Below are 25,642 nucleotides of genomic sequence, written 5' to 3' on the forward strand. Positions count from 1 at the left end.
TATGAAGCATAATAAATGGTTAACATTTTTTACTGTCTGTGTATATTTATTTATATTTGCACCAGTAGTTATTATAATAATGACAGCTTTTGGACCAGATGAAGTTATTGCATTCCCACCAAAAGGATTTAGTACCAAATGGTTTGTGAATATTTTTACGTCGGATATGTTTATGAAGACTTTTTCCATTAGTATTCAGATAGCGGTTATAGCAACAATTATTGCGTTGATTATAGGTGTTCCTGCTGCTTATGCAATGAGTAGATTTGATTTTAAAGGAAAAACACTTATTAAAAATATATTTTTCTCTTCAATTATTGTGCCAGGAATAGTTTTTGGGTTTTCAATCTTTAATTTTATTATTATAAAATGGAAATTACCTATTTATACAAGTTTATTAATAGGTCACATCATAATAATATTACCTTACATTATTAGGGTGGTTGCTTCAAGTTTAGAAGGTTTTGATTATTCCATAGAAGAAGCTGCGGTCAGCTTGGGAGCAAGTAGACTAAAAACATTCTTTTTAGTTGTATTTCCTAATATAACATCAGGAGTTATTGCAGCTTTTATGCTAGCATTTATTAATTCATTTAATAATGTACCTATATCAATATTTCTAACAGGTCCAGGTGTAAGTACATTGCCAATCAAAATGATGAGTTATGTAGAATACTACTATGACCCAACAATCTCAGCATTATCTGTTACATTAATGATTATGACGATTGGGATTATGTTTGTTGTTGAGAGAACCTTAGGACTAAGCTATTTTTCTAAATAAGAATGGAGGTACAATATGTCATTTATTAATTTAAAAGATATTACTGTTTCATACGATGGTAAAGTAGATATACTAAAAAAATTAAATATTGATATTGAAGAAGGTAAATTAGTTTCATTATTAGGACCTAGTGGGTGTGGTAAAACTACTACTTTGAGAGTGGTTGCAGGTTTTATACAGCCTAAGAATGGTCAGTTTATATGTGAAAAAGAGGATTATACATATATACCTGTCCATAAAAGAAATTTTGGATTAGTATTTCAGAGTTATGCATTGTTTCCTCATCTAACAGTATTTGATAATGTAGCTTTTGGATTGAAGATGCAAAAAGTAGATAAGAAGGAAATAAAAAAAGCTGTAGAAAAAATATTGGAAGTCGTTGATTTGAAAGGATATAATTCACGTTATCCTAAGGAATTGTCTGGTGGACAAAGACAAAGAGTTGCATTAGCAAGAGCTTTGGTAATTAAGCCAAAATTATTACTATTAGATGAACCCCTTAGTAATCTGGATGCAAAATTAAGATTAAAAATGAGAGCAGAAATTAGAAAACTACAACAAAAATTAGGAATCACAACAATCTTTGTAACCCATGATCAAGAAGAATGTTTTTCAATTTCAGATAAGGTTGCGGTTATGAATGGTGGACTTATAGAACAATATGATACACCTGAAGAAATATATACAAACCCATCAAGCGAATTTGTAGCAAGATTTGTAGGATTTGAAAATTTCATAGAATTAGATAAAATTGGAGATAATATATATCAATCAAAATCTGGCGTTAAGTTTATTACAAATATTAATGATAAAGATACTAAAATACAGGAAAAGTTAGTTGGGACAATCAGACCAGATAATATTAAGATAATTAACGATGAGAGTGAGACAGAAAACAATATATTAGAGGGTATTGTTGATGTTAGAACATATCTTGGAAAAGAATATCAATATTCCATCAGTACCGAAGTAGGTACTATACTGGTTAACGCCAACAATGAAAAAATATATGATCAAGGTAATAGAATCAAATTATATTTACAACCTAATAAATTAGTATTAGTATAGATGATTAAAAAGAGTGTGATATTGTAGAAAACTAAATCTACATATTAAATAAAGACTCTCTGATTTTGAGAGTTAAAAATACAAATTATGGAGGTTAACAATGAAAAAGATATCAATTATTTTAGCATTAATAATATTATTAGTAAGTGTTACAGGATGTGGAGCAACTGATAAAGCAAAAGAAGGAGATAATCAACCAAAAGATGAAAGCCCAACTGAGTTAGTAATCTCTACATGGGGTTATAGTGAAGACTTACTATGGGAAAATGTATTTACTCCATTTGAAGAAGCAAATAATGTAAAAATAGTTTTGGAAACAGGTAATAACTCAGAGAGATTAACAAAATTAAAAACTAATCCAGATAGTAATATTGACATTATATATCTTGCAGAAGCTTTTGCACAGGAAGGTATTGAAGCAGGTTTATTTGATGAACTTGATTATAGTAAAATTGCTAATGCAGATAAGATTGACGATAAAGCAAAATATCTAGTAGATGCAGGATATGGGCCAGCATATACCTTAAATCGTGCAGCTATAGCATATGATCCTAATAAGGTTGGATTTGAAATAAAATCATGGAATGATTTATGGAAGAGTGAATTAAAAGGTAAAATTTCTATTCCAGAGATAACAACTACATTCGGACCTGCAACAATGTATATAGCATCAAATAGTAAAGGTGTAGATATTACTTCTGATAATGGAGAAGAAGCATTCAAAGCATTGGAAGAATTAAAACCTAATTTAGTTAAAACTTATACTAAGTCATCTGACCTAGCTAATATGTTTGCTAATAATGAAATAGAAGTTGCAATTACTGCTGATTTTGCATATCCAAGAGTCAAAGCAGGAGCATCAGATGTAGTATTTGTTGACCCAGAAGAAGGTGCATTCATAAACTTCAATACTATTAATATCGTAAAAGGATCTAAGAATAAAGAATTGGCGATAAAATTTATTAATTATGCATTAAGTACTGAAGTTCAAACTAGAACTTCAAAAGCATTAGGTGAATCACCAGTAAACTCTGAGGTAAAATTAACAGATGAAGAAGCAGCAAACTTAACTTATGGAGAAATTGTAGAAAAGTCAAATACAGTAGATCATAAATTTGTAAATAAAATGAAAACACAATGGATTGATAAGTGGAATAGAACATTAAATCAATAATAAATTCTAAGCTTTTGGTATAAGTTATTATAAGCGTAATATATACTTAAGTTGATAGGAAATATCAACATATGTATGTATTGCGCTATTGTATTATAGATAACTTTATATAATTAGCAAAAGATAGGAGTATAATTATGAAAATAGATTTATTAATTAAAAACGTACAAGTATATAATGCATATATAAAAAAATTTATACATGGAGATGTAGCAGTACTTAATCAAAAGTTTTTATATATTAGTAAAACTGGTGAAGACTATAATCAAGAATTGACTGCAAAAGAAGTCATTGATAGTCATGGTAAGTATATGATTCCAGGGTTGATTGATATTCATATGCATATAGAAAGTTCAATGACTACGCCTTTTCAGTTTTCTCAAGCTGTTATTCCTCATGGAGTTACAACAGTAGTTGCTGACCCTCACGAGATAGCCAATGTTTTTGGTATAGATGGGATATTAGCCATGTTAAATAGTACAAAAAATAATGTTCTAGACATATTATATTCAATTCCCAGTTCAGTTCCTTCAACAACTAAACTACTTGAAACAACCGGAGGAAGTATAGAGGTTGAAGATGTTTCAGAGCTTATTAAGATAAAAGAAATTTGCTGTTTAGGTGAAGTAATGAATTTTAAAGGTCTAATTAATGATGATGAATCATTAATTAATAGAATAATTAAGAAGATTAAAGAGGAAAGACCTATGTTGAAGATAGAAGGTCACTGTCCTAAGATAGAAGGTCTTAACTTAGCAAAATTTATTTATCAAGGAGTAGATGCAGACCATACCCAACAAACTCCTGTTTCCATAAAAGAAAAAATAGAAAATGGTATGTTCTTGGAAATTCAACATAAATCCATGACACAGGAAAATATTAAGTATCTAGTAGAAAATAATCTGTATGAACATTTCTGTTTAGTTACAGATGATGTAATGGCTGATAAGTTAATTGATGGACATTTGAACTTGTTAATAAAAAAGGCAGTTAAGATGGGTATGCCAATAGAAATGGCAATATATGTAAGTACTTATACTCCTGCAAGAAGAATGCTTTTAGATGATAAAGGTAGTATTGCTCCAGGAAAGACAGCAGATTTTATCTTGCTTAGTGATATTGATAATTTTGTAATAGATAAGGTATATAAAAATGGGAAATTAGAATATGATGGAGAGATTCAATATAAAGAAAGTAAAGAAGGATTTCCACAAGAGTTTTATAAAAGTGTAAAAGTAGATTATGTATCCCAATCAGAGTTTGAGGTGTTAGCACCAATAGAGAAGGGTAGAATTAGTTGTAGAACAATGAAGGTAACTCCTCATACTACTTTTACAATAGAAGAAAAACACACATTGGATGTTAATAGTGGAAAGCTACAGTGGCAGTCTTCACCATATTGCTTAATTACTGTTTTTGAAAGATATGGAAAGAATAATAATAAAGCTTATGGACTTGTTGGCGGAAGTGTGATAAAAGAAGGAGCAATAGCTACTACTTATGCACATGATCACCATAATCTAATGGTAATGGGAAAGAATTCAAAAGATATGACTATAGCAGTAAATTGGATAATTGAAAATGGGGGAGGTTACTGCGTTGTAAAAGATGGAAAAGTTCTTGCAGGTGTAGAGCTTTCCGTAGGTGGTATTATATCAGAAGAAAGGATAGATATATTAGGGGAGAAGGTTAAGATTGTAAGTGAAAAGATGGAAATGTTAGGTTATGAACATGATAATAGAATTATGTCTTTTAGTACTTTATCTCTTCCAGTTAGTCCAAGCTTAAAAATATCAGATAGAGGATTAATAGATACGGTTAAACAAGAAGTGGTAGAGTTGTTTTGTTAACTTAAAGTATATGAAGGAGTATAATAATATGGCAAAAACAATTATAAAAAACGTTAATATTCTTACCATGAATGCTGATAAAGACATTATAGAAAATGGTGTAATAGTATTAAAAGATAATGTGATTCATGATATTGGTAATGAGGATTTATTATCCAAATATTCATCTGATAATATTATAGATGGAAAAAATGGTATTCTCATACCAGGTATGATAAATACACATACACATGCCTCTATGGTGGTTTTTAGAAGTCTTGGGGATGATGTGCCTAATAGATTAAAAAGATATATATTTCCGTTAGAGAAAAAACTAGTAAATGAAGAATTAGTTTATCTAGGAGCTATGTATGGTATAATAGAAATGTTATTAGGGGGTGTGACTACATTCACTGATATGTATTTCTTTGAAGATGAAGTTGCAATTGCAGCTAAAAAAATTGGTGTTAGAGGGGTATTAGGAGAGACTATTATTAATTTTAGCTCACCAGATTCAGAAGAACCTTATGGTGGTCTTGATTATTGTAAATGGTTTATAGAGAAGTGGAAAGATGATAATCTAATAACTCCAGCTGTAGCACCTCATGCACCATATACTAATGATAAACACAATTTGCAGTTGGCTGGAAAATTATCCCAAAAATATGATATTCCTATAATGATGCATGTGGCAGAAATGGATTATGAATATGAAAGATGTTTAGAAGAATATAATATGACACCAGTACAATATTTAGATAGTATTGGTATCCTTAGTGAAAGGTTTATATCTGCGCATTCAATCTTGGTATCAGATATAGATATAGATATATTAGCAAAGAGAAAAGTAGGTATTAGTCATAATGTAGGTGCTAACTCCAAAGGAGCAAAAGGAGTCGCTCCAATCACTAAAATGTATCAAAAAGGCATGAAGCTAGGACTTGGGACAGATGGACCAATGAGTGGAAATACATTGGATATTGTAACACAGATGTCATTAGTAGGTAAGATACATAAACTACATAATAAAGACAGAAGTTTATTTCCTGCTAGTGAAATCTTAGAAATGGCAACTATTGGTGGAGCAAGAGTTCTTAATATGGATAATGAAATAGGGTCTATTGAGATAGGGAAAAAAGCTGATTTAGTATTATTTGAGACTGATTCCATAAACATGCAGCCAATATATGATTATTATTCCGTTTTAGTGTATTCTTCTAATCCAAGTAATGTAGATACTGTAATAGTTGATGGAAAGATTTTGGTCAAGAACAAAGAGCTGATTGAATCTGGTATTATGTATAAGGTCAAACAACAATTAAGAATGATTAAAAATGATATATTAGAAGTATCCAAAAAGTTATAGTAATCGTATCTATAATATTAGAACATTTAGAAATAAAGAAGCTATCCCATAACACATATTTATGTTATATGGGACAGCTCTTTTTATAATATAGATATTAAATTTTACTTTTAATTATCGGATAATAAATGTCTGATATCCAAATATACAGGAAGTCCGTTCTTATATTGTATATTTGGTTCACCGAATGTCAATGGTGATATATATTCTATAAGTTCTTCTGTAATGTCACCATTATCAGCATATATCCAATCAGTAGGTATTAATTTTTCCTTGTTGGCTACTTTTTCTATATCCACACAATCAATTTGAGATTTGTATGGAATATTACTTGTTCTAATTATGGATACCATTTGTCCAGTGTAACCAGCTACGGCGTATTCAACAGCCTTATTTCCAACCTTACAAGCTTCATTGATATCTTGTAATGATGCACTGTGCATTGCACTTCTCTGTAATACGTTAAGTTCTATGGATCTAACCTTACACCCCAAAGATTTACTTACTATGTGCTCCAGAGTTTTTCCTGTACCGCTTAACTTAGCATGTCCAAAAGAGTCATCTAGTGAATTCTCAGATGCTGAAATATAGTTTCCATCTTTATCCTTAATACCTTCTGAAACTGCAACAATAATATTTTTTTTAGTTTTTTGAATACGTTTTAGATTATTTAAGAAATCATAGATAGAAAAAGGTACTTCGGGTAGATAGATTAAATCTGGAGATGAATTGCATTCATTTCTTGCAAGTGCAGCAGATGCTGTCAACCAACCAGCATTTCGTCCCATTATTTCAACAATAGTAACACTTGGGATATCATATATGTATGTATCATAAGATATTTCAAGCATTGTAGTAGCTACAAATTTAGCAGCTGAACCAAAGCCAGGAGTATGGTCGGTTCCAAATAAATCGTTATCTATAGTTTTTGGTATTCCGATGATTCTAATATTTTTATTTTTAAGTTTAGCGTATTTTGATAATTTTAGGACAGTGTCCATTGAATCATTACCACCAATATAAAAGAAATATTCAATTTTTTTTCGTTCAAATATATCAAAGATCAACTTATATTCTGTTTCATCTTCAGTAAAATCAGGTAGCTTATATCTACAAGAACCCAAAAACATTGAAGGAGTTGTCTTTAATACTTCCAATTTACTTTTTGAGGTAGCAAATATGGATGTTAAATTGATTATATTATGATTTAAAACTCCTTGAATACCATTTATAGCACCATATACAGTATGTATATTAGGACTTTCTATGGCTGAACCTATAACACCACTTAAAGAGGCGTTTATTACGGACGTAGGACCACCCGATTGAGCAATAAGACAATTAGACATATGAAAATCTCCTTTTATAATTTTGAAAAATTTTCCTCACAGTTTAATATAATACAATATTTAATTATGAAAAGCAATTACAAATTGACTTGAAAAGCATAATTATATCTATTTAATAAATAGGACGTTAAAATATATTAATAGGTAAAACTTGATTGTATTAGTATAAGAAACTATGCATATAATAATATCGTGATATAGAAATAGTGATTATAATGTACTTGTATAATATTAGTAACAAAAAAATAAAATTTAACCTATCATTTATAAACAAATAAACAAAAAAAACCATTATTATTTACATTAATTATCTTGCAAATTTTTTTGTTATATAGTATAATGAGTTCACAGCAAAGTTAGATATTTCCTGGGATGTACGATAATCCTGCTATTTTGAACCTACATTAGCAATTCGGGAGTTCTATATCTCAAAGTGGATGTCAAGCCCTCATTATGGCGGGGAAGACAAAAGCTCTGGTGCGGACACCCACCTAACGTGAGTTAGGGATCAAAATTCAGGAAACGGCATATCCGGGTATACATATTTAATTAAAAAAATAAGTTACTATTTTCATAGTAACTTTTTTATTTATCTATTTTACCAATAGTTCTTTCTTTTAAAACTCCTTGAAAATTGATATATTTAGTAAATTCTGCAAAAACTGTATCAAATAATAAATCATATCCAGTTTCATTTAAATGTACTCCATCATCTGATATAAATCTCTCGTAATTATCTTGACTTATTAATTTATTATAAAAATCTATAAGTGGACAATTATAATCTTTGGATAGAGTTTTAATTATATGTACGTATTGATTCAAACGAGAATTATTACGTAATGGTGTTGCAATATCTTCATTAACTGGAGGTGGAGTAACCATAATAGGAATGGGTATACAATTATTTAAACCTGTCCTATTGTTATGTTCTATGATTCTATTAATTATAGTAATTAAATTATTTTCAAATTCTTCTAGTGGTCTATATTTATTATTATTAGCACAATCATTAGTGCCGAATTGTATGAAAACCATGTTTGGTTGATGAACCAATACAGAAGTTTCAATAGATTGAGATGCTTCTCTAGTAGTAACACCGTTCTTACTAGAATTAACAATATTCCAATATATTGAAGGATAATAGCTAGGTATATATTTTTCAAGTCTATTAATAAAACTATGGGCTTTATTGACACCATAACCATTTGAAATACTATCACCAAATCCAACAATTGTTGTCTTAATCATACGATTACCTCCAGTTTTATAATTAACATTAGCTTTACATTATATAATAATACAAATTTAGAGTAATTCCAATAGTTTTTTTGAAAAAATTATAAATCACTTATATTTTGTAATGAATTGTAAAATCTAGGAAAAGATATATCAATACATTCACTTTGAAGTATATCTGTTTTTCCTTCTGCAACAAGACCGGCAATAGCTAAAGACATAGCTACTCGGTGATCATTATAGCTATTAACAGTTGCACCTCTAAGATTAGGTGAATGAGATATTATCATACCATCATCAGTGCCTATTATATCAGCACCCATTTTACTTAATTCTGTTACCATAGTCTCTATGCGATTAGATTCTTTTACTTTTAATTCTTCAGCATCTTTTATGATTGTTTTACCCTCAGCTAAGCAAGCAGCTACTGCAATTACTGGTATTTCATCAATTAGAGAAGGGATAATATTTTTATCAATTACTGTACCTGTCAGTCTACTGGATTTCACCTTGATATCAGCAACCAACTCACCGTTAATCTCTCTTTTATTAAGTAAAGATATATCCCCATTCATTGCTTTTAGTACTTTGATAATCCCATCTCTCGTAGAATTAATACCAACATTTTTAATTATCAGCCTAGAATTTTTAGTAATCATACAAGCTACTATGAAAAATGCAGCTGAAGAAATATCTCCAGGTATATTTATATCTCTTGCGTATAGTTCCTTTACAGGAGTGCTTATTATTGTAGAGTCATCAGTAGTTATATTGCCTCCAAAATAATTAAGCATTATTTCTGTATGGTTTCTAGAAAGAACAGGTTCTATTATTTTAGTATTATTTTCTGTATATAAACTTGCTAGAATTATACATGATTTTACTTGTGCACTAGCAACTAAGGAATTGTGGGTTATATTATGCAGTCTACTACCAGTAATTTTTAATGGCGCTTTATTATTACTTTCAATAGATACAATGTTAGCTCCCATCTTCGTTAATGGATCTATGATTCTTTTCATAGGTCTACTTTTGATAGAATCATCTCCAGTTATGACACAATCAAAATCTTGAGGAGCAAGGATTCCAGACATTAATCTAAGTGTAGTACCACTATTACCTACATATAGTTCGTTTTTAGGTTTTTTAAGACCATGTAATCCTTGACCAGTAACAGTGACAAGGGAATCATTAACTTCAATATCAATTCCCATATCTCTAAAACAACGAATAGTACTTAAGCAATCCTCACCCATTAAAAATCCTTTTATATTTGTAGTACCTTTTGATAGAGCACCTAGCATTATCGCTCTATGGGAAATGGATTTATCCCCAGGTACATTAATCTCACCTTGTATACTTTTCACAGGATGTATTATCATATTTGCCTCCAGTAGTTATTTTATTTTAGATATAAACTCTATAATTCATGCCAACCAGTAGTTCTATACTTTTGTTTTGACTGTCCAAGTCATAAAAAACTATTTCCAATACACCTTCTTGGTGCTCTCTATTGTTATTAATTCCTATATTCTTGATATTTATGTGGTTATTACTTAATAAAGTTGCTATTTCTGCTATAATACCAGGTTTGTCTATTACATCCACTGTAATTTTATATGATTTCATGATAAAACCTGTATTCTTATCTGAAAATGTATTTCTATAATCTCTGGATGAAGAGAAAAACGAGTATATGTTTTCGTTGTTGCACTTAGCTATACTTTTCTTTATTAGTGAAAGTTCTTGCTGAAATCTATCTATAACTTTGGTTATTTGCTTATTATTAGTTGAACATATTTGCTCCCACATATCTGGAGAGGAAGATGCTATTCTAGTTATATCTTTGAATCCTCCTGCCGCTAGTGTATGCATATGTTTATCAGGTGTATCTAGTTCAGATACTAGCTTAACAAGTGTAGAAGCAATGATATGTGGTACATGGCTGATTGTAGCTGTAATAAAATCATGTTTTGATGGTTCTATTACGATAGGTAATGCACCAATATCCGTAATTATTGTCTGTAACATGGCTATTTTATCCTCTGATGTAGCAGGTAGAGGAGTCAATATATAATAGGCATTTTCAAAAAGATGACTATCAGCAGCGGTTATCCCACTTTTTTCAGATCCAGCCATAGGATGACCACCAATAAAATAATTATCACAGTTCATGCCTATTGCAGCATCAATTATTTTTTCTTTTGTACTTCCAACATCTGTTATAATACAATCATTATTTATTATTGGTAGTAGTTTGTTTAAAGCTTCTATATTATTTTCCACAGGTGCACATAAAAAAATAATCTGGCAATCCTGAAAATTATTATCAATTATAGTAGTATAATCGTCAATAATATCTTCATTCAAAGCTGTTTCAAGTGAAGTAATATCTATGTCAAAAGCAATTATTTCACATGTTTTATATTTAACTTTGATAGCTTTAGCTAAGGAACCACCTATTAATCCAAGCCCAATAAAGCCAATCTTATCTATATTCATTACAAAATCTTCCCAACAAGATTAGAAAAAGGTCTTAACTCATTGCATAATAATTCAAATTCATCAGGTGGTAATGATTGAGGACCGTCGGATAAAGCCACAGCAGGATTAGGATGTACTTCAACCATAATACCATCTGCACCTACAGCTACTGAGGCTTTGGATAGAGGATTAACATAGGCTCTTTTACCAGTAGCATGACAAGGATCTACTATTATTGGTAAGTGGCTTTTGTGTTTTATAATAGGTATAGCACTAATGTCTAGTGTATTTCTTGTAGCTGTCTCAAATGTTCTGATACCTCTTTCACATAAAACAACATTTTTATTTCCTTCACTCATTATGTATTCAGCAGCATTTAACCATTCATCTATAGTTGCAGATAAACCTCTCTTTAATAGAACAGGGGTATTGGTTTTTCCGATTTCTTTTAGTAAGTAGAAATTCTGCATATTCCTTGCACCGATTTGGAACATATCGACATATTTATAAGCAGTTTCAACAGATTTTAGACTAGTGACTTCGCATACAATTGGTAGTCCTGTTTCTTCACGAGCTTTTGCCATATATTTTAAACCTTCTTCTTCTAATCCTTGGAATGAGTAAGGGGATGTACGAGGTTTGTAAGCACCTCCTCTAAGAATTGATGCACCAGATTTTTTGATCGCATGAGCAGTTTCTATGATTTGTTTTTCATTTTCTATAGCACAAGGGCCAGCCATAATTACAAATTGGTTACCGCCTATTTCAACATCTCTTACCTTGATGATAGAGGAGTTCGTGTTGAATTTTTTATTTGCCAATTTATAGGATTCGGTAACAGGGACAATCTTTTCCACGCCACCCATTAATTCAATATTACATTTGGATAATTTAGATTTATCACCTACAACACCTATAATAGTTATTTGATCTCCTGTTGATAGATGTGTTTTAAGTCCATGATCTTCAACTAAGTTTATAACCCTTTTTATATCTTGTTCATTAACATTTGGTTTCATTACAATAATCATTATTATACCTCCTTTAAATATGTATATGATATATAGTATTAAATAAAACAGACTCCGTTTAGCAGTAGCCAATAAGGCATAATATAGACCCTTTTACAATATTTAAGGGTCTGCATAGCTAAACAGAGTCTATAATAATAGTTAAAAGCTAATCAATAATATACTATAAGACAGCCCTTCAATATTTATAGTATACCATAATCAGCTATAAACTAAAATAAATATTAAGGTTAAATCAATTGTTTTACCACTTCAAAAAATGTATCCATTTCTTCTTTTGTACCTAGTGTTACACGTTGATATGTATCCATTCCAAAGAAGAAACCAGGTCTTACAATAACGCCTTTTTTCTGTAGCTCTATAAATAAATCCATACTTGGTTTTTTGAAATCAATCATTAGGAAGTTACCATGACCTTCTATATAATCAATTCCTAATTCATCAAGTCTTTTATAAGTATATTCTTTAACTCCCTTATTAGCTTCAAAAGTATTCTTAACGAATTCTTCATCAGAAAGAGCAGCTAGAGCACCTTCTTGAGCACTAGTGGTTACATTGAATGGTCCACGTACTCTATTAATATAATCTATAATTTGTGGATGAGCTATTCCATAACCAACACGCAAAGATGCTAAACCATACATTTTAGAGAAGGTTCTAAGTATGATTAAGTTATCGTATTCTTTTAATAATGGTAGTGACTCTGGATAATTATCATCATAGACATATTCATAATATGCTTCATCAAGTACTATTAGAATATTACTTGGTATTTTTTTGATGAATTCTAATTGTTCCTTTTCAGTTATAATTGTACCTGTAGGGTTATTAGGATTAGCTATGAAAATAACCTTAGTACGATCTGTCACTTTATCAACGATTCCATTTAGATCATAAGTATGGTTGATTAGAGGTACTTCTATTAATTTACCCCCCATAGTTTTTACTGATGCACTATATTGAGCAAAACTAGGTGTACATGTTATAGCTTCATCTGATGGACCGATAAAAGTACGACCTATTATAGATAAAAGTTCATCTGATCCAGCACCAAAAACAAGCTGATTAGTCTCTACATTCATTTTTTCTGCTATAGCATTTCTTAATTTTGTGCAGTTGCCATCAGGATATAGTGATGGTGTTTTCAATGTTTCAATGATTGCTTCTTTTGCTTCTTCTGAACAACCATATGGATTTTCATTAGAAGCAAGTTTAGTAACTTTGTCAAGATTAAATTCTTTTTTTACATCGTCTATTGGCTTGCCTGGTACATAAGCTCTTAGGGATTCAACTTCTTTTCTACAATTAACCATTTTAATATTCTCCTTCACAATTATATTTCAATTAATATATGTAGCCTATATACTACGTTACTAATTAGATACATACATTCTATCATATATATTATATTTATGTTGATAAACTATATATTTTTATATTTTTTTGATTATATCATTAAATAAATTTAATTATTAAAGTTAATGCCTTAACATATTAATAAGATTAATCCATAGAAGGGGAATAATCTTTTATAAATATAGAAAATAGTAAACGTATTTTATTTACATATTTACATATAATATACAGGACAGGTTTTTGTAATAATATAGTTTTATATATTTTACGCTTAATAGCTTTTCATGTCAACACTTTAAAGCCACAAAGTGAAATAAAATTTATTAAAAAAATTCAGGTTTTAAATAAATTTTTACAGATATTATATATAATTATTGATATAATTCGTTAAAAGTTATTTTGTTATAAAACTATATTTATATATTAAGTTTAATATACTTAATAGTTAATTTAATTAAGTTAGGGATTGATGAAATATGCACATAAGCATTTAAGAGGTTAACTGTAAAAAATGTTGTGCAAAATTAATAAAATAAATAAATGTTTTTTGAAATTATTGAAGGAATTCAATGATTATAGTAGAATATTAAATATATCACATATTTAGCGTTGTAAGTTCAATAATATAATAACAACTTTATTTTTTTAATAAAAGATTGAAAAAATATTACGTTGTATTTACTAATTTTGTAAAAAATATTCCAATGATTGGGGGAAAATCCATGAAAATCTACTCATCTGAACAAATTCGTAACGTTGCACTCTTAGGTCATGGTGGAAGTGGTAAGACAACATTAGCAGAAGCTATGGCAAACGTTGCAGGAATAACTAAGAGACAAGGAAAGATTGAAGAAGGGAATACAATAAGTGATTTCGACAAAGAAGAAATTAGAAGAGGTTTTTCAATTAACACGTCCTGTATTCCTATTGAATGGCAAGATTGCAAGATTAACTTACTAGATACACCAGGATATTTTGATTTTATGGGAGAAGCAAAAGAAGCGACAAGAGTTGCTGATAGTGCAATTATTATTGTATCTGGAAAATCTGGTGTTGAAGTAGGAACTGAAAAAGCTTGGGAATATGCAGAAGAGATGGAAATACCTAAAATGGTATTTGTTACTGATATGGATGACGATCAAGCAAGTCTTAAAAATGTTCTTGACCAATTAAAAGATATTTTTGGAAAAAGTATTGCTCCCTTCCAAGTTCCTATCAAAGAAGGGGAACACTTTGTTGGTTTTGTCAATGTAGTTAAGATGCAAGGAAGAAAATTTATTAAAGATCATGTAGAACAATGTGATATACCAGAAGGAATGACTAGTGAATTAGAGCCAGTAAGAGAAATGATTCTAGAAGCAGTTGCAGAGAGTGACGAAGAGTTGATGGAGAAATACTTTGAGGGTGAGGAATTTACACTTGAAGAGATTCAAACAGCACTTCATAATGGCGTTATTGAAGGAACTATTGTTCCAGTACTATGTGGTTCAGGCGTTCTTAATACAGGAGTACAAGTATTACTTAATTCCATAATTAAATATATGCCAGCTCCAAAAGAAGAGCATACAGTAGTTAAGGGACTAAATCCTGATACAGAAGAAGAGATTGAAGTTACATGTGATAAAGATGAGCCAATGAGTGCTTTGGTATTTAAGACAATTGTAGACCCATATATTGGAAGATTATCATTATTTAGAGTTTACTCTGGAATTTTAAAAGCTGATTCCAGTTATTTGAATGTTAACAAAGAGGATAGTGAAAGAATTTCACATATCTATGTATTAAGAGGGAAAGAACAGATTGAAGTTAAAGAGATCAGAGCTGGTGATATCGGGGCTGTTGCCAAGTTATCCAATACTAGCACAGGAGATACATTATGTGATAAGAAAAGACCTGTTAAATTAAAAGGTATAGCTTTCCCTGAATCTCTTGCATGTAGAGCTGTATTTCCAAAAACAAAAGGGGATGAGGAAAAAATCTCGTCAGGTCTTCATAAGTTAATGGAAGAAGACCCAACAATCAAAGTTGTCCTTGATTCTGAAAACCATCAAGAATTATTATATGGTATTGGTGGTCAACATTTGGATGTTATAACTAGCAAATTAGAGGCTAAGTTTAAAGTAGGTGTGGATCTTAAAAAACCTAAAGTGCCTTATAGAGAAACAATCAAGAAAAAGGTTAAAGTTCAAGGTAAACATAAGAAACAATCTGGTGGTCATGGACAATATGGTGATGTTCATATTGAATTTGAACCTTCAGGCGATAGGGAAACACCTTATATATTTGAAGAAAAAATATTTGGAGGATCAGTTCCAAAGAATTATTTTCCAGCAGTTGATAAAGGCTTACAAGAATCAGTCCATCATGGTGTGATAGCTGGCTATCCAGTTGTAGGAGTAAAAGCTACATTGGTAGATGGTTCTTATCATCCAGTAGATTCATCCGAAATGGCATTCAAGATTGCTACTACACAGGCATTCAAAAAAGGAATGGTAGAAGCAACACCAATTTTGTTAGAGCCAATTGTAAGTGTTAAAGTAATTGTGCCAGATGCTTATATGGGAGATATTATTGGAGACCTTAATAAAAGAAGAGGTCGTGTGTTAGGTATGAATCCTGCAAAAGGTAAACAAGAAATTATCGCAGAGGTTCCACAATCAGAAATGTATGGATATTCAACAGACCTTCGTTCTATGACACAGAGTAGAGGATTATTTACTCAGAAATTCGAGCGTTATGATGAAGCTCCTATGGATGTTCAAGAGAAAGTAATTGAAGCTAAGAAAAACAAAGAATAAAAGGAAAAATGGCTGTCCATTATATGGATGGCCTTTTTTAAAGTCGTATGTTAATATTAAAAAGAGAAAATGGGGGAGTGACATGATAGATGCACATGTACATATAGAACACTCTCATCGTTTTAGTGATTTTATAAATATTTACGATTCTATATTAGAGAATAAAGATTGTGGTGAATATCAACGAGAATGGTTGTCTAGAAAGTCAGAATTAAGATTATCTGATTATAAAGATTTCATTAATGAAATGAGAAAATATAAATTTCCAATAGAAATTAGTTTTGGACATTATCCGTCTTCAGATTTCACTAATATCTATGAATCATTAGCAACAGCACTAAAAGAGAGTGAAATGAAAGCAGAGTTTAGTAATGGACTATATATCAATTATGGACATAAAGAGTTAGGGCTGAATACTGATTTGTTGAAGATTTTACTTGATAATAATGTGCAGATAGTTACTGCTTCAGATGCTCATAGACCAGAAGATGTAGGAAAGTACATCATGGAAGCTAAGGAGTTAATATATAAACTAATTTTAAATAGAAGTACAACCTAATTAAGATAGTGTATTGAAATTAAAATTATATAATCGGAAATGGTAAGGTGAATTATGAAAAAGATTGTTAAAATTATAATAGTACTAAATTTGATTTTGATAATAAACAATATGCTAAAAAAGAAGAAATAATAGTTGATGATAAAAAAACTATTAGAAAAATACTTGATTTGATAAGGTCGGGTAATATTAATGAAAATATTTGCCTAGATAGGTTACCTGCTGAATACGAGTTGAAAATATATTATAATAAATATGTTATTGATGGTTATTATTGGTATAATGAACCCAATTATAATTTGCATTTAGATAATACTGATGGAGAAATATCAATTAATGGAGAAGAGATGGATAAACTCATACTTAGTATTACAGGAGAAAGAAACAAAGAAAAGATAGTAAGTCCCTATGGAAATAAATAATCAAAATTAATATGGAGTGAGAATAATGCATAAAAACGTTATACTAAGAAGAATAATTATAGGGTTATTAATAGCTGTATTATTCATTATAGCAAGTATTTCTGTGTATTCAATGCATAGGAACAAATGTATGCAGAAAAATGATCTATTAGTTTCTTTTGAATCTTTAACACCAATTGAAGAAGAAAACTATACTTTAGGAGATGTAGCATATAAAGATTGCGTATATAGTGAGGAAATAGGTAGCGTGATATTTAGCTTTTATAAAGATGGTAGTAAAAGAATGGTAGTAAAGGATAGCAAGAATGCATAACCATTAATGAATTGATAGAAAAAGGAGAAATAGATATTATTAAACAAAATAAAAAGAATAAAATAGTGATTAGTAATAGTGGGAAATACTATGTGAATTAATTTTTGATGTAATCAAGAAGCTTCAAAATAGCTATAATTGAATTAATTTGATAATAAAATATAAACAAATAATATGAATTTATATTAATTATGATATTGATATTGCTGATTTATTAGATATAATAGTTATAAGGAGCTAAAATATAATTTTATAGTAATACTAATGAATGGAGGGAGTATCTACAAATGAGGAAATTAGGTAAATTATTAATTAGGGTTTTATCACTGTATTATTTTATTAAGGCTATTATCCTATTCAAAGAAGTCGTTATTTTCTGTGTACCTGGGATAAAAGGAGCTAATAGTGCTCTGCAGACTTTAGGAGTAAACACTTTAGCATATTTTATAATTAATTTCATTGTAATCTTAGGAATAGCTGTCTTATTATGGATTTATACAGACAAGATTGTTTCAGCTATCATAGGAAATGATAGTAATGACAGCTTAAATATCAATGTAGAGTATAGGGAGTTATTAAGTATTGTATTATTAGTTTTAGGAATTATAATTATAATAAAAACATTACCAGCTTTCTTAGCTCAAATACCATATTATTTTTCTAGTAATTTTCAAGGGTATGATTTTAATATTAGATTGATAAGGTTCTTTGAGATATTTGGTCCAGTGTTAAAATTAGCAATCGGTATTTATTTGATTGTTAAAAACAGAAGATATAAAAATAAGCAAAATAATAATAAGTTGATTGATTAGTATAATCAACACTTTTAGTAAGGAGAAATAAAATATGAAATCATTAATCAGTAAGGGAAAAACATACAAATACAATTGCTTTGAATATGTTGATGAAGAAGATTTGGAGAATTCATTAATATATAAAGAAAATAATGAGTGTTTAATAGCATATAAGGTTTTGATAGATAAAATTCAGTTGTACTGGGCATGTAATTCTAGAGATAATCTTATAAAAGAACTTAACAATTTCATAACTGAAATGAAAGGAAATAAAATATATGTAGAGTTTATACCAGAAGATTTTATAGAAGCGATGAATACAATAGGATTTAATATAGAAAGTGAATTTATAGATTTATGGTATAAGGATTTAACTAAATACATATGCAATAGCAGTAATAGTGTAGAGATAAGAGAATTAAAAGAATCCGAAACACAAAAAGCTAGTTTACTCACTAAGTCTTGCAAAGGATTATCTAGAGGTTTTAATGGAGAAGATGAAGAGGTAATAAAAGAGTGGTACCAAACTGAAAACTCCAAAATATTCGTTGCAGAAAAAGATAATGAAATCATTGGGGTTGCATTAGTGAATCTGTATGGATTTGATAGTGAAAAAGGAACTGTGGTATGGATTAGATTATTGGCAGTAGACCCTAAGTATCAACATCAAGGTATTGGTAAATCACTATTGAATTATTGCATTGAATGGGGTATTGAAAAGGGTGCTGTAAGGAGCTTTATAGCATCTGATGTGGAAAATTATAACGCTCTAAAATTATATGAAGGTATAGGATATGAAAGAAACGAGGGCAGAGGACAAATAAATCTGGAAAAATGATATTTTTCCAGATTGGAATGGAGTATTCAATACAGATAATCATGAATAATATTGTAATAAATGACTTATGGTAAAATTCATTTTCTTTCTATATTATGTCTTGATTTTCACCATTCAATATGTTATGATACGGTTAATTATATAATTATAATATACGATGAAGAGGATTAGTAGATATTATATTGATTATAGAGAGCTGTTGGATGGTGTAAAACAGTATCAATATATATTGAACTCGCCTTGGAGTATCCTATCTGAAAATAAGTAAGTTAGGACGGTTACTTATCGTTACAAAGACAAAGGGTATTTCATAAGAATGTTAATACTTATGAGATAAAGTAGAGTGGTACCGCGAGAATATATCGTCTCTATGCATAAATTGCATAGAGATTTTTTAATCTAAAAATGAAGTATTCTTGTTATGAGAGGTAATAAAGGAGGAAAAAGAAATGAGCGCTGTTTATAATCATAAACAAATAGAAACAAAATGGCGTAATATCTGGAAAGATAATCCAATCAATAAAGATGAAGAAGGCAAAGAAAAATATTATTGCCTAGACATGTTCCCATATCCATCAGGTAGTGGATTACATGTAGGACACTGGAGAGGTTATGTACTTAGTGATGTTTGGAGTAGATACAAAGTACTTCAAAATTATTATGTGCTTCATCCAATGGGTTGGGATGCATTCGGTCTTCCAGCTGAAAACTATGCCATAAAGATGGGAATTCATCCATCAAAGGCTACAGCTACCAATGTAGAAAATTTCAAGAGACAATTAAAAGAAATTAGTGCAATCTATGATTGGACTAAAGAAGTTAATACAACAGATCCAAAATATTATAAATGGACTCAATGGATATTTGTAAAAATGTTCAAAGAAGGTTTAGCTTATGAAAAGCAAATGCCAATAAACTGGTGTCCAGACTGTAAAACAGGTCTTGCCAATGAAGAAGTAGTAAACGGTACTTGCGAAAGATGTGGTGCTGAAGTTACTAAGAAAAATCTACGTCAATGGATGCTTAAGATCACTGCATACGCTGAGAGATTACTTGATGACTTACAAAAGCTTGAATGGCCTGCTAAAGTTATTAAAATGCAAAGTGATTGGATTGGTAAATCCTACGGAGCAGAAATTGATTTTAAAGTTAATGGTATAGATGAGAGAATAAAAGTATTTACTACTAGACCTGATACATTATATGGTTCTACATTCATGGTTCTTGCTCCTGAACATGAAATGGTTAGTAAATTAGCTACTGATAAGCAAAAAGAAGAAGTAGAAAAATACGTCTTCAATACTTCTATGAAATCATCAGTAGATAGATTACAGGATAAAGAAAAAACTGGCGTATTTACTGGAAGTTATGCTGTTAATCCATTAAATGGTGCCAAGATTCCTATTTGGATTTCAGATTATGTATTGGCTGATTATGGTACAGGAGCTATAATGTGTGTTCCTGCTCATGATGATAGAGACTTTGCATTTGCTAAGAAATTTGACTTACCTATAATTCAAGTTATTGCAGAAGATGGAAAAGAAATAGAAGATCTACAAGAAGCTTATACTGGCGAAGGTGAAATGATTAATTCTGATGTGTTCAATGGAATGAAATCATCCCGATCAAAAGAAGCTATAGCTAATTACCTAGAAGAACATGAGATAGGTAAGAAAACAGTTAATTATAAATTAAGAGACTGGGTATTCTCAAGACAAAGATATTGGGGAGAACCAATCCCAATTATACATTGTGAAAAATGTGGAGCTGTTCCAGTTCCAGAGGATCAATTACCAGTAACTCTTCCTAATGTTGAATCATATGAACCAACAGGAACTGGAGAATCACCACTTGCTGCTATAGATGAATGGGTTAATACTACTTGTCCAGTATGTGGTGGCAAAGCAAAAAGAGAAACTAATACAATGCCACAATGGGCAGGTTCATCATGGTATTTCTTAAGATACATTGATGTTAATAATGATAATGAATTAGTTTCTAAAGAAAAAGCAAAAGAATGGTTACCAGTTGATATGTATGTTGGTGGAATAGAACATGCGGTACTTCACTTGTTATATGCAAGATTCTATACTAAATTCTTATATGATATAGGTGTAGTTGATTTTGAAGAACCATTCAAGCGTCTTTTCAATCAAGGTATGATATGTAAAAATGGTGCTAAGATGAGTAAATCCAAAGGTAATGTAGTTTCACCTGATGATCTAGTAGAAAAATATGGTTGTGACTCATTAAGATTATATGAACTATTTGTTGGACCACCAGAACTTGATTCTGAGTGGGATGATAGAGGAATTGATGGAGTATATCGTTATATTAACAAAGTATGGAACTTGGTTAATGAAAACAAGGATAGAGATGTAAAAGTTACTAGTGAATTAGAAAAAGTTAGAAATCAACTGATTTATGAAGTAACTAATCGTCTTGATAGTTTCCACCTTAATACTGTAGTTAGTGCTTTTATGGAATATACTAATAAATTAGTTAGTATATCTAAAAAAGATGGTGGAGTAGATAAAGAAACATTAGAAAATCTAATAATCCTACTTGCTCCTTTTGTACCTCATATATCAGAAGAATTGTGGCAAATGCTTGGACATGAGGAAAGTGTATTCACTAAAGGATGGCCAACATACGATGAAGAAAAAATGAAAGACGACCAAGTTGAAATGCCAGTCCAAGTAAATGGAAAGGTAAGAGCTACAATCACTATTGATGTTGATGAAGCAAAAGATAGTGTACTTGAAAAAGCTAGAAATGCTATAGAAAGTAAACTTGATGGTAAAAATATCGTTAAGGAAATCTATGTACCTAAAAAGATTATTAATATCGTAGTGAAATAATATAAAATCCATATATCCTATTAACCACTAATTATGGAAGGGTATATGGATTTATTGTGATATTTACATCATTTCCATCATTGTTACGACCATATCAAGTTTATTTCTATCAGTAGGAGATAAATTACTTTTCATGGAGTCAATAATAAGAGAGGATTCTTGTTTGGTGAATTGTAAACCTTTTTGCTTCATTTTTACGCCATAACTAAATAAGACCCTAACCTTTTGTTCCATAGGTTTTCCAGTCATATCATTAAGCATATCAACCATAATTTTTAGTTTTTGTGGACTTATATCTTTGAAAGCTTCGTCATTTAAGATGTGAGAACTATCGTTCATATAATACACCCTTTCTATCAATAAAATTATTTATAATATATTAAAAGATAATGTGTTAATTAACTTATGTATATTGACCTATTCCTGCATTAATTGCTTTAATTTTTTTATTAATTCCTCTTGGTTAAGATTTTCATTAGGAACCTTGTCATTAACCTTGTTAAAATTATTAATTTCAGTATGAGGGGAGGGTTCATTGTTCATATTAGTAATCATTGATTGTATGTTTTTGATATTCAACATAATGTCTATAATTTGTTTGTTTTTATCTGAGCACCTTGAACGTAGAGCATATAGCATATCTTTTTTTGTTATATTTGGTCTATTCAATTCTTGGATTTCATTGATTGCAGGGTCATTATATAATCTTACAGTTTTTATTAATTCTATGAATTTAATAAGTACTGCCAAATTTTTTTGATTTTCTAAGCTCATGTAAGGTATGGCAGCTTTCACAACATTCATCTCATTACTATTTACAATAGTATCAATCTCTGTGTTGGAATCCAAATCTCTTTGCCTCCTAAATCTATTATCTATAATATTGTATGTGAGTAATAGTTATTAATTTACAATAACTTTAAAATTATAACTTTAAAATACTAGTATATAGCAATTAATAAGGCTTATATAGATCAACTTATATATAATATGTTACCAATAAATATGATATTACATATATTAAATTAAGAAAGTATAGGAGACTTTAGTTAAATGGATGATTATGAAAATAATATCGCAACAAGTATTTATAACCAAACCTATATATCAGATTATATTAATAGCATAAAACAAGCTATAATAGAAATCACTAGAGAGCAATTAGTCAATAACCTTTCTCTTACAATAAATGAATGCAAAGAAAAATCTAAGGAAAATAATAAAAATAGCTTACAATTGCTTGAAGCCATAAAACCATTTATGGATGATAAAGCAGTTGAAAACATAGATAGATTATCAACGGTATTTAATGATATTGATGCTCTTAGGATGTTATTAAACAATTTTATAAGTAATGGCCAAAAACATAAAGAAGATATTATACCAGAAGATAAGAAAAAAAAGATATTAGATCAACAAGGAGATTTGATTTTTGAAGATAATACAGTATATGAGATAGACAAAGAGTGTAAACCAACAATAAAATCCACAAGTACAGCAGAAGGTAATAAAAGTAGTGTTGTAGCTTTGTTTTTGTATATGCTAAGTAGATAAAGAAACAAGTGGTAAGAGAGTTACTCATACCACTTGTTTTTATCTGTTCTAGGGAACTCTTTTGTTGTTGATAAGTACTATAATCCACCATCGTTGCATAACATAAGCATAAGGATTATTAATAGAATACTATTGTCTCCTAGACCTCCCATACCGCCAGAGCCACATCCACAACCATTATTGCCAAACATCATAAGGAATAACATAAGTAACATCATATTATTGTTGCTTCCACCTAAATAACCGTTAGGAGCTACATCACTCATAAATTGCCTCCATATATACTTTCTTAATATTTTATGTTAAAAGGCTTGTTTTCTATGAATGATTTAAGGAAAGTTAATAAATAAATCATATAGTTAACCAGTTTAGAATAAAATATATTAATCCAAATTAGGTAGGTATAATATGAAAAATATAGGAATATTTCTTTTACCTTTTATATTCAGACAAGGATTAAAAAGAAAAGAAGATAATGCTGATAAAAACATTAAAATAAAGAAATCTAATAATAACGATATAAAAGTTGATAATAATACTTTACAAGATAATAAGGTTCAAGTTATTGTTAATTGTAGTTTGAATGAAAAAAATGAAAATGAATTAAGGAAGTTAGGAACAGTTAAGTACAAACTTCCAATGATAGATTCATATGTATTAGAGCTACCTGAAAAATATGTAGGTGAATTAAAGGGAATACAAGGTGTAGAAACAGTTGAAAATGATGCACAAATTACAGCACAGATGGATATAGCAAGACAAACAATCAATACCATATGGGCAGATGATAGAGGTGTATCAGGTAAAGGTATAGGTATAGCAGTTGTTGATACTGGGGTATATCCTCACAATGATTTGGTTAATAAAAAAAATAGAATAGTAGGATTCAAAGATTTTGTAGGAAAAAAAGAATTCCCATACGATGATAATGGACATGGAACACATGTAGCTGGAATTATATGTGGAGATGGTTATGAGAGTAATGGCAAATATAAGGGTGTGGCTATTGGCAGCAATATCATTGGAGTAAAAGTATTAAACAAAAAAGGTTCCGGTAATATATCTGATGTTTTAGCTGGTATCCAGTGGATTCTAGATAACAAAAAAAGATTCAATATAAGAATAGTTAATTTATCAGTAGGTATGAAAGATATAGAAGGAGAAAAATCAGCGTTGGTAAGAGGTGTAAATGCTGCTTGGGACAATGGATTGATTGTTGTTACTGCTGCTGGCAATAACGGACCAGAAGAAGGGACAATTACTACACCTGGAATAAGTCGAAAAGTAATTACTGTAGGTTCTTCTGATGATGCAGAAACTGTAAAGATCATGGAAGATCTAATCTCAGATTATTCTGGTAGAGGTCCTACAAAAGAGTGTATAAAAAAACCTGATGTAGTAGCTCCAGGTTCTAATATAATAGCATGTAATACAGATAAAGCTTATTCACCAAACGATAAGTATTATCCAACCAAGGATATAGGATATACTAAGAAAAGTGGTACTTCAATGGCAACACCTATGGTAAGTGGATGCATAGCCTTACTATTGTCTAAGTATCCAGAACTTACAGGTAAGGATATAAAACTAAAATTAAAAGAATCTACTATAGATCTAGGATTTTCTCAGGCTCATCAAGGATGGGGACTAATTGACGTGAAAAAATTATTGGAATAGGGCTTAAGAAAGGGGCTGTCGTTAAATAGACTAGCCCACACATAAAAAAAGTCAGTGTAACTCATTAGGAGTTAGGCTGACTTTTTTACAAGAAAAAAAGATGCCTAACGATAAACATCTTTTCTCCGCTACATATACATTGTATA

General features: G+C 30.0%; 23 protein-coding genes, 1 other RNA gene and 1 other annotated feature. Of the genes, 15 read left to right on the plus strand and 9 right to left on the minus strand.

The genetic code is table 11. The features are described from left to right. Window position 1: 1 nt before the first annotated feature. The 5 genes from N4A55_RS05550 (at window position 2) to N4A55_RS05570 (ending at window position 6,221) form a co-directional block, all read left to right on the plus strand. Window positions 2-784, plus strand: a complete 783-nt coding sequence (locus tag N4A55_RS05550; RefSeq protein WP_293754512.1) for an ABC transporter permease — start codon at window positions 2-4, stop codon at window positions 782-784. A gap of 15 nt (window positions 785-799) precedes the next feature. Next, the gene (locus N4A55_RS05555) at window positions 800-1,852 is read left to right on the plus strand and encodes an ABC transporter ATP-binding protein (protein WP_293754513.1); all 1,053 of its coding nucleotides are present in this window, start codon (window positions 800-802) and stop codon (window positions 1,850-1,852) included. Window positions 1,853-1,952: 100 nt separating this feature from the next. Further along, window positions 1,953-3,026 (plus strand): ABC transporter substrate-binding protein, encoded by a 1,074-nt coding sequence (locus N4A55_RS05560; protein WP_293754514.1) that lies wholly within the window; start codon window positions 1,953-1,955, stop codon window positions 3,024-3,026. Window positions 3,027-3,163: 137 nt separating this feature from the next. Continuing rightward, window positions 3,164-4,876 (plus strand): adenine deaminase, encoded by a 1,713-nt coding sequence (locus N4A55_RS05565; protein WP_293754515.1) that lies wholly within the window; start codon window positions 3,164-3,166, stop codon window positions 4,874-4,876. A gap of 28 nt (window positions 4,877-4,904) precedes the next feature. Then, entirely contained in the window at window positions 4,905-6,221 is a 1,317-nt protein-coding gene (locus tag N4A55_RS05570) for an amidohydrolase (protein ID WP_293754517.1), read from the plus strand. A 110-nt stretch (window positions 6,222-6,331) separates the two neighbouring features. Here the strand turns inward: N4A55_RS05570 and N4A55_RS05575 are convergent, their stop codons facing one another. After that, window positions 6,332-7,570 (minus strand): 6-phosphofructokinase, encoded by a 1,239-nt coding sequence (locus tag N4A55_RS05575; RefSeq protein WP_293754518.1) that lies wholly within the window; start codon window positions 7,568-7,570, stop codon window positions 6,332-6,334. 361 nt (window positions 7,571-7,931) lie between these two features. Between N4A55_RS05575 and ssrS the strand changes: the two genes are divergently transcribed. Then, window positions 7,932-8,112, plus strand: a non-coding RNA gene (ssrS, locus tag N4A55_RS05580) — 6S RNA. Window positions 8,113-8,155: 43 nt separating this feature from the next. Here ssrS and N4A55_RS05585 read toward each other — a convergent pair. From N4A55_RS05585 to hisC, 5 genes are all read right to left on the minus strand, one after another. Next, a complete protein-coding gene (locus N4A55_RS05585) occupies window positions 8,156-8,821 on the minus strand; it encodes an SGNH/GDSL hydrolase family protein (RefSeq protein ID WP_293754519.1) in 666 nt (221 codons plus the stop codon). Window positions 8,822-8,910: 89 nt separating this feature from the next. Continuing rightward, a complete protein-coding gene (gene aroA / locus N4A55_RS05590) occupies window positions 8,911-10,191 on the minus strand; it encodes a 3-phosphoshikimate 1-carboxyvinyltransferase (RefSeq protein WP_293754520.1) in 1,281 nt (426 codons plus the stop codon). Between the two features lie 25 nt (window positions 10,192-10,216). Further along, a complete protein-coding gene (locus N4A55_RS05595; protein ID WP_293754521.1) occupies window positions 10,217-11,311 on the minus strand; it encodes a prephenate dehydrogenase in 1,095 nt (364 codons plus the stop codon). Further along, window positions 11,311-12,324 (minus strand): 3-deoxy-7-phosphoheptulonate synthase, encoded by a 1,014-nt coding sequence (aroF, locus tag N4A55_RS05600; RefSeq protein WP_293754523.1) that lies wholly within the window; start codon window positions 12,322-12,324, stop codon window positions 11,311-11,313. The genes N4A55_RS05595 and aroF overlap by 1 nt, the downstream gene beginning before the upstream one ends. A gap of 230 nt (window positions 12,325-12,554) precedes the next feature. After that, a complete protein-coding gene (hisC, locus tag N4A55_RS05605) occupies window positions 12,555-13,637 on the minus strand; it encodes a histidinol-phosphate transaminase (protein WP_293754524.1) in 1,083 nt (360 codons plus the stop codon). A gap of 765 nt (window positions 13,638-14,402) precedes the next feature. Between hisC and fusA the strand changes: the two genes are divergently transcribed. From fusA to leuS, 7 genes are all read left to right on the plus strand, one after another. Next, on the plus strand, window positions 14,403-16,478 hold the full coding sequence (fusA, locus tag N4A55_RS05610; RefSeq protein ID WP_293754526.1) for an elongation factor G: 2,076 nt from the start codon (window positions 14,403-14,405) through the stop codon (window positions 16,476-16,478). Continuing rightward, window positions 16,453-17,037: a hypothetical protein gene (locus tag N4A55_RS05615; protein ID WP_293754528.1), complete on the plus strand. Its 585-nt coding sequence runs from the start codon at window positions 16,453-16,455 to the stop codon at window positions 17,035-17,037. The genes fusA and N4A55_RS05615 overlap by 26 nt, the downstream gene beginning before the upstream one ends. A 170-nt stretch (window positions 17,038-17,207) precedes the next feature. Beyond that, entirely contained in the window at window positions 17,208-17,459 is a 252-nt protein-coding gene (locus N4A55_RS05620; RefSeq protein ID WP_293754529.1) for a hypothetical protein, read from the plus strand. 25 nt (window positions 17,460-17,484) lie between these two features. Continuing rightward, entirely contained in the window at window positions 17,485-17,772 is a 288-nt protein-coding gene (locus N4A55_RS05625; protein WP_293754531.1) for a hypothetical protein, read from the plus strand. A 287-nt stretch (window positions 17,773-18,059) separates the two neighbouring features. After that, a complete protein-coding gene (locus N4A55_RS05630) occupies window positions 18,060-18,584 on the plus strand; it encodes a hypothetical protein (protein WP_273323112.1) in 525 nt (174 codons plus the stop codon). Window positions 18,585-18,618: 34 nt separating this feature from the next. Further along, window positions 18,619-19,404, plus strand: a complete 786-nt coding sequence (locus N4A55_RS05635) for a GNAT family N-acetyltransferase (protein ID WP_293754533.1) — start codon at window positions 18,619-18,621, stop codon at window positions 19,402-19,404. A gap of 148 nt (window positions 19,405-19,552) precedes the next feature. Further along, window positions 19,553-19,777 (plus strand) — a binding site (T-box leader). A gap of 76 nt (window positions 19,778-19,853) precedes the next feature. Continuing rightward, window positions 19,854-22,265: a leucine--tRNA ligase gene (leuS, locus tag N4A55_RS05640; RefSeq protein ID WP_293754534.1), complete on the plus strand. Its 2,412-nt coding sequence runs from the start codon at window positions 19,854-19,856 to the stop codon at window positions 22,263-22,265. A gap of 63 nt (window positions 22,266-22,328) precedes the next feature. Here the strand turns inward: leuS and N4A55_RS05645 are convergent, their stop codons facing one another. Further along, window positions 22,329-22,604, minus strand: coding sequence for a hypothetical protein (locus N4A55_RS05645; RefSeq protein WP_293754535.1), 276 nt, complete (start codon window positions 22,602-22,604; stop codon window positions 22,329-22,331). 78 nt (window positions 22,605-22,682) lie between these two features. Beyond that, window positions 22,683-23,114, minus strand: a complete 432-nt coding sequence (locus N4A55_RS05650) for a hypothetical protein (protein WP_293754536.1) — start codon at window positions 23,112-23,114, stop codon at window positions 22,683-22,685. Between the two features lie 204 nt (window positions 23,115-23,318). Here N4A55_RS05650 and N4A55_RS05655 point away from each other — a divergent pair, with 204 nt between their 5' ends. Next, entirely contained in the window at window positions 23,319-23,819 is a 501-nt protein-coding gene (locus N4A55_RS05655) for a hypothetical protein (protein WP_293754537.1), read from the plus strand. A 77-nt stretch (window positions 23,820-23,896) separates the two neighbouring features. On the opposite strand, the gene N4A55_RS05660 is transcribed toward N4A55_RS05655, so the two are convergent. Next, a complete protein-coding gene (locus N4A55_RS05660; protein WP_293754539.1) occupies window positions 23,897-24,085 on the minus strand; it encodes a hypothetical protein in 189 nt (62 codons plus the stop codon). Between the two features lie 478 nt (window positions 24,086-24,563). Between N4A55_RS05660 and N4A55_RS05665 the strand changes: the two genes are divergently transcribed. Beyond that, complete coding sequence (locus N4A55_RS05665; protein ID WP_293754542.1) at window positions 24,564-25,496, plus strand: S8 family peptidase; 933 nt, start codon at window positions 24,564-24,566, stop codon at window positions 25,494-25,496. Window positions 25,497-25,642: the final 146 nt, after the last annotated feature.

Source organism: Vallitalea sp., from assembly GCF_025211055.1.
Classification (GTDB): Bacteria; Bacillota; Clostridia; order Lachnospirales; family Vallitaleaceae; genus Vallitalea.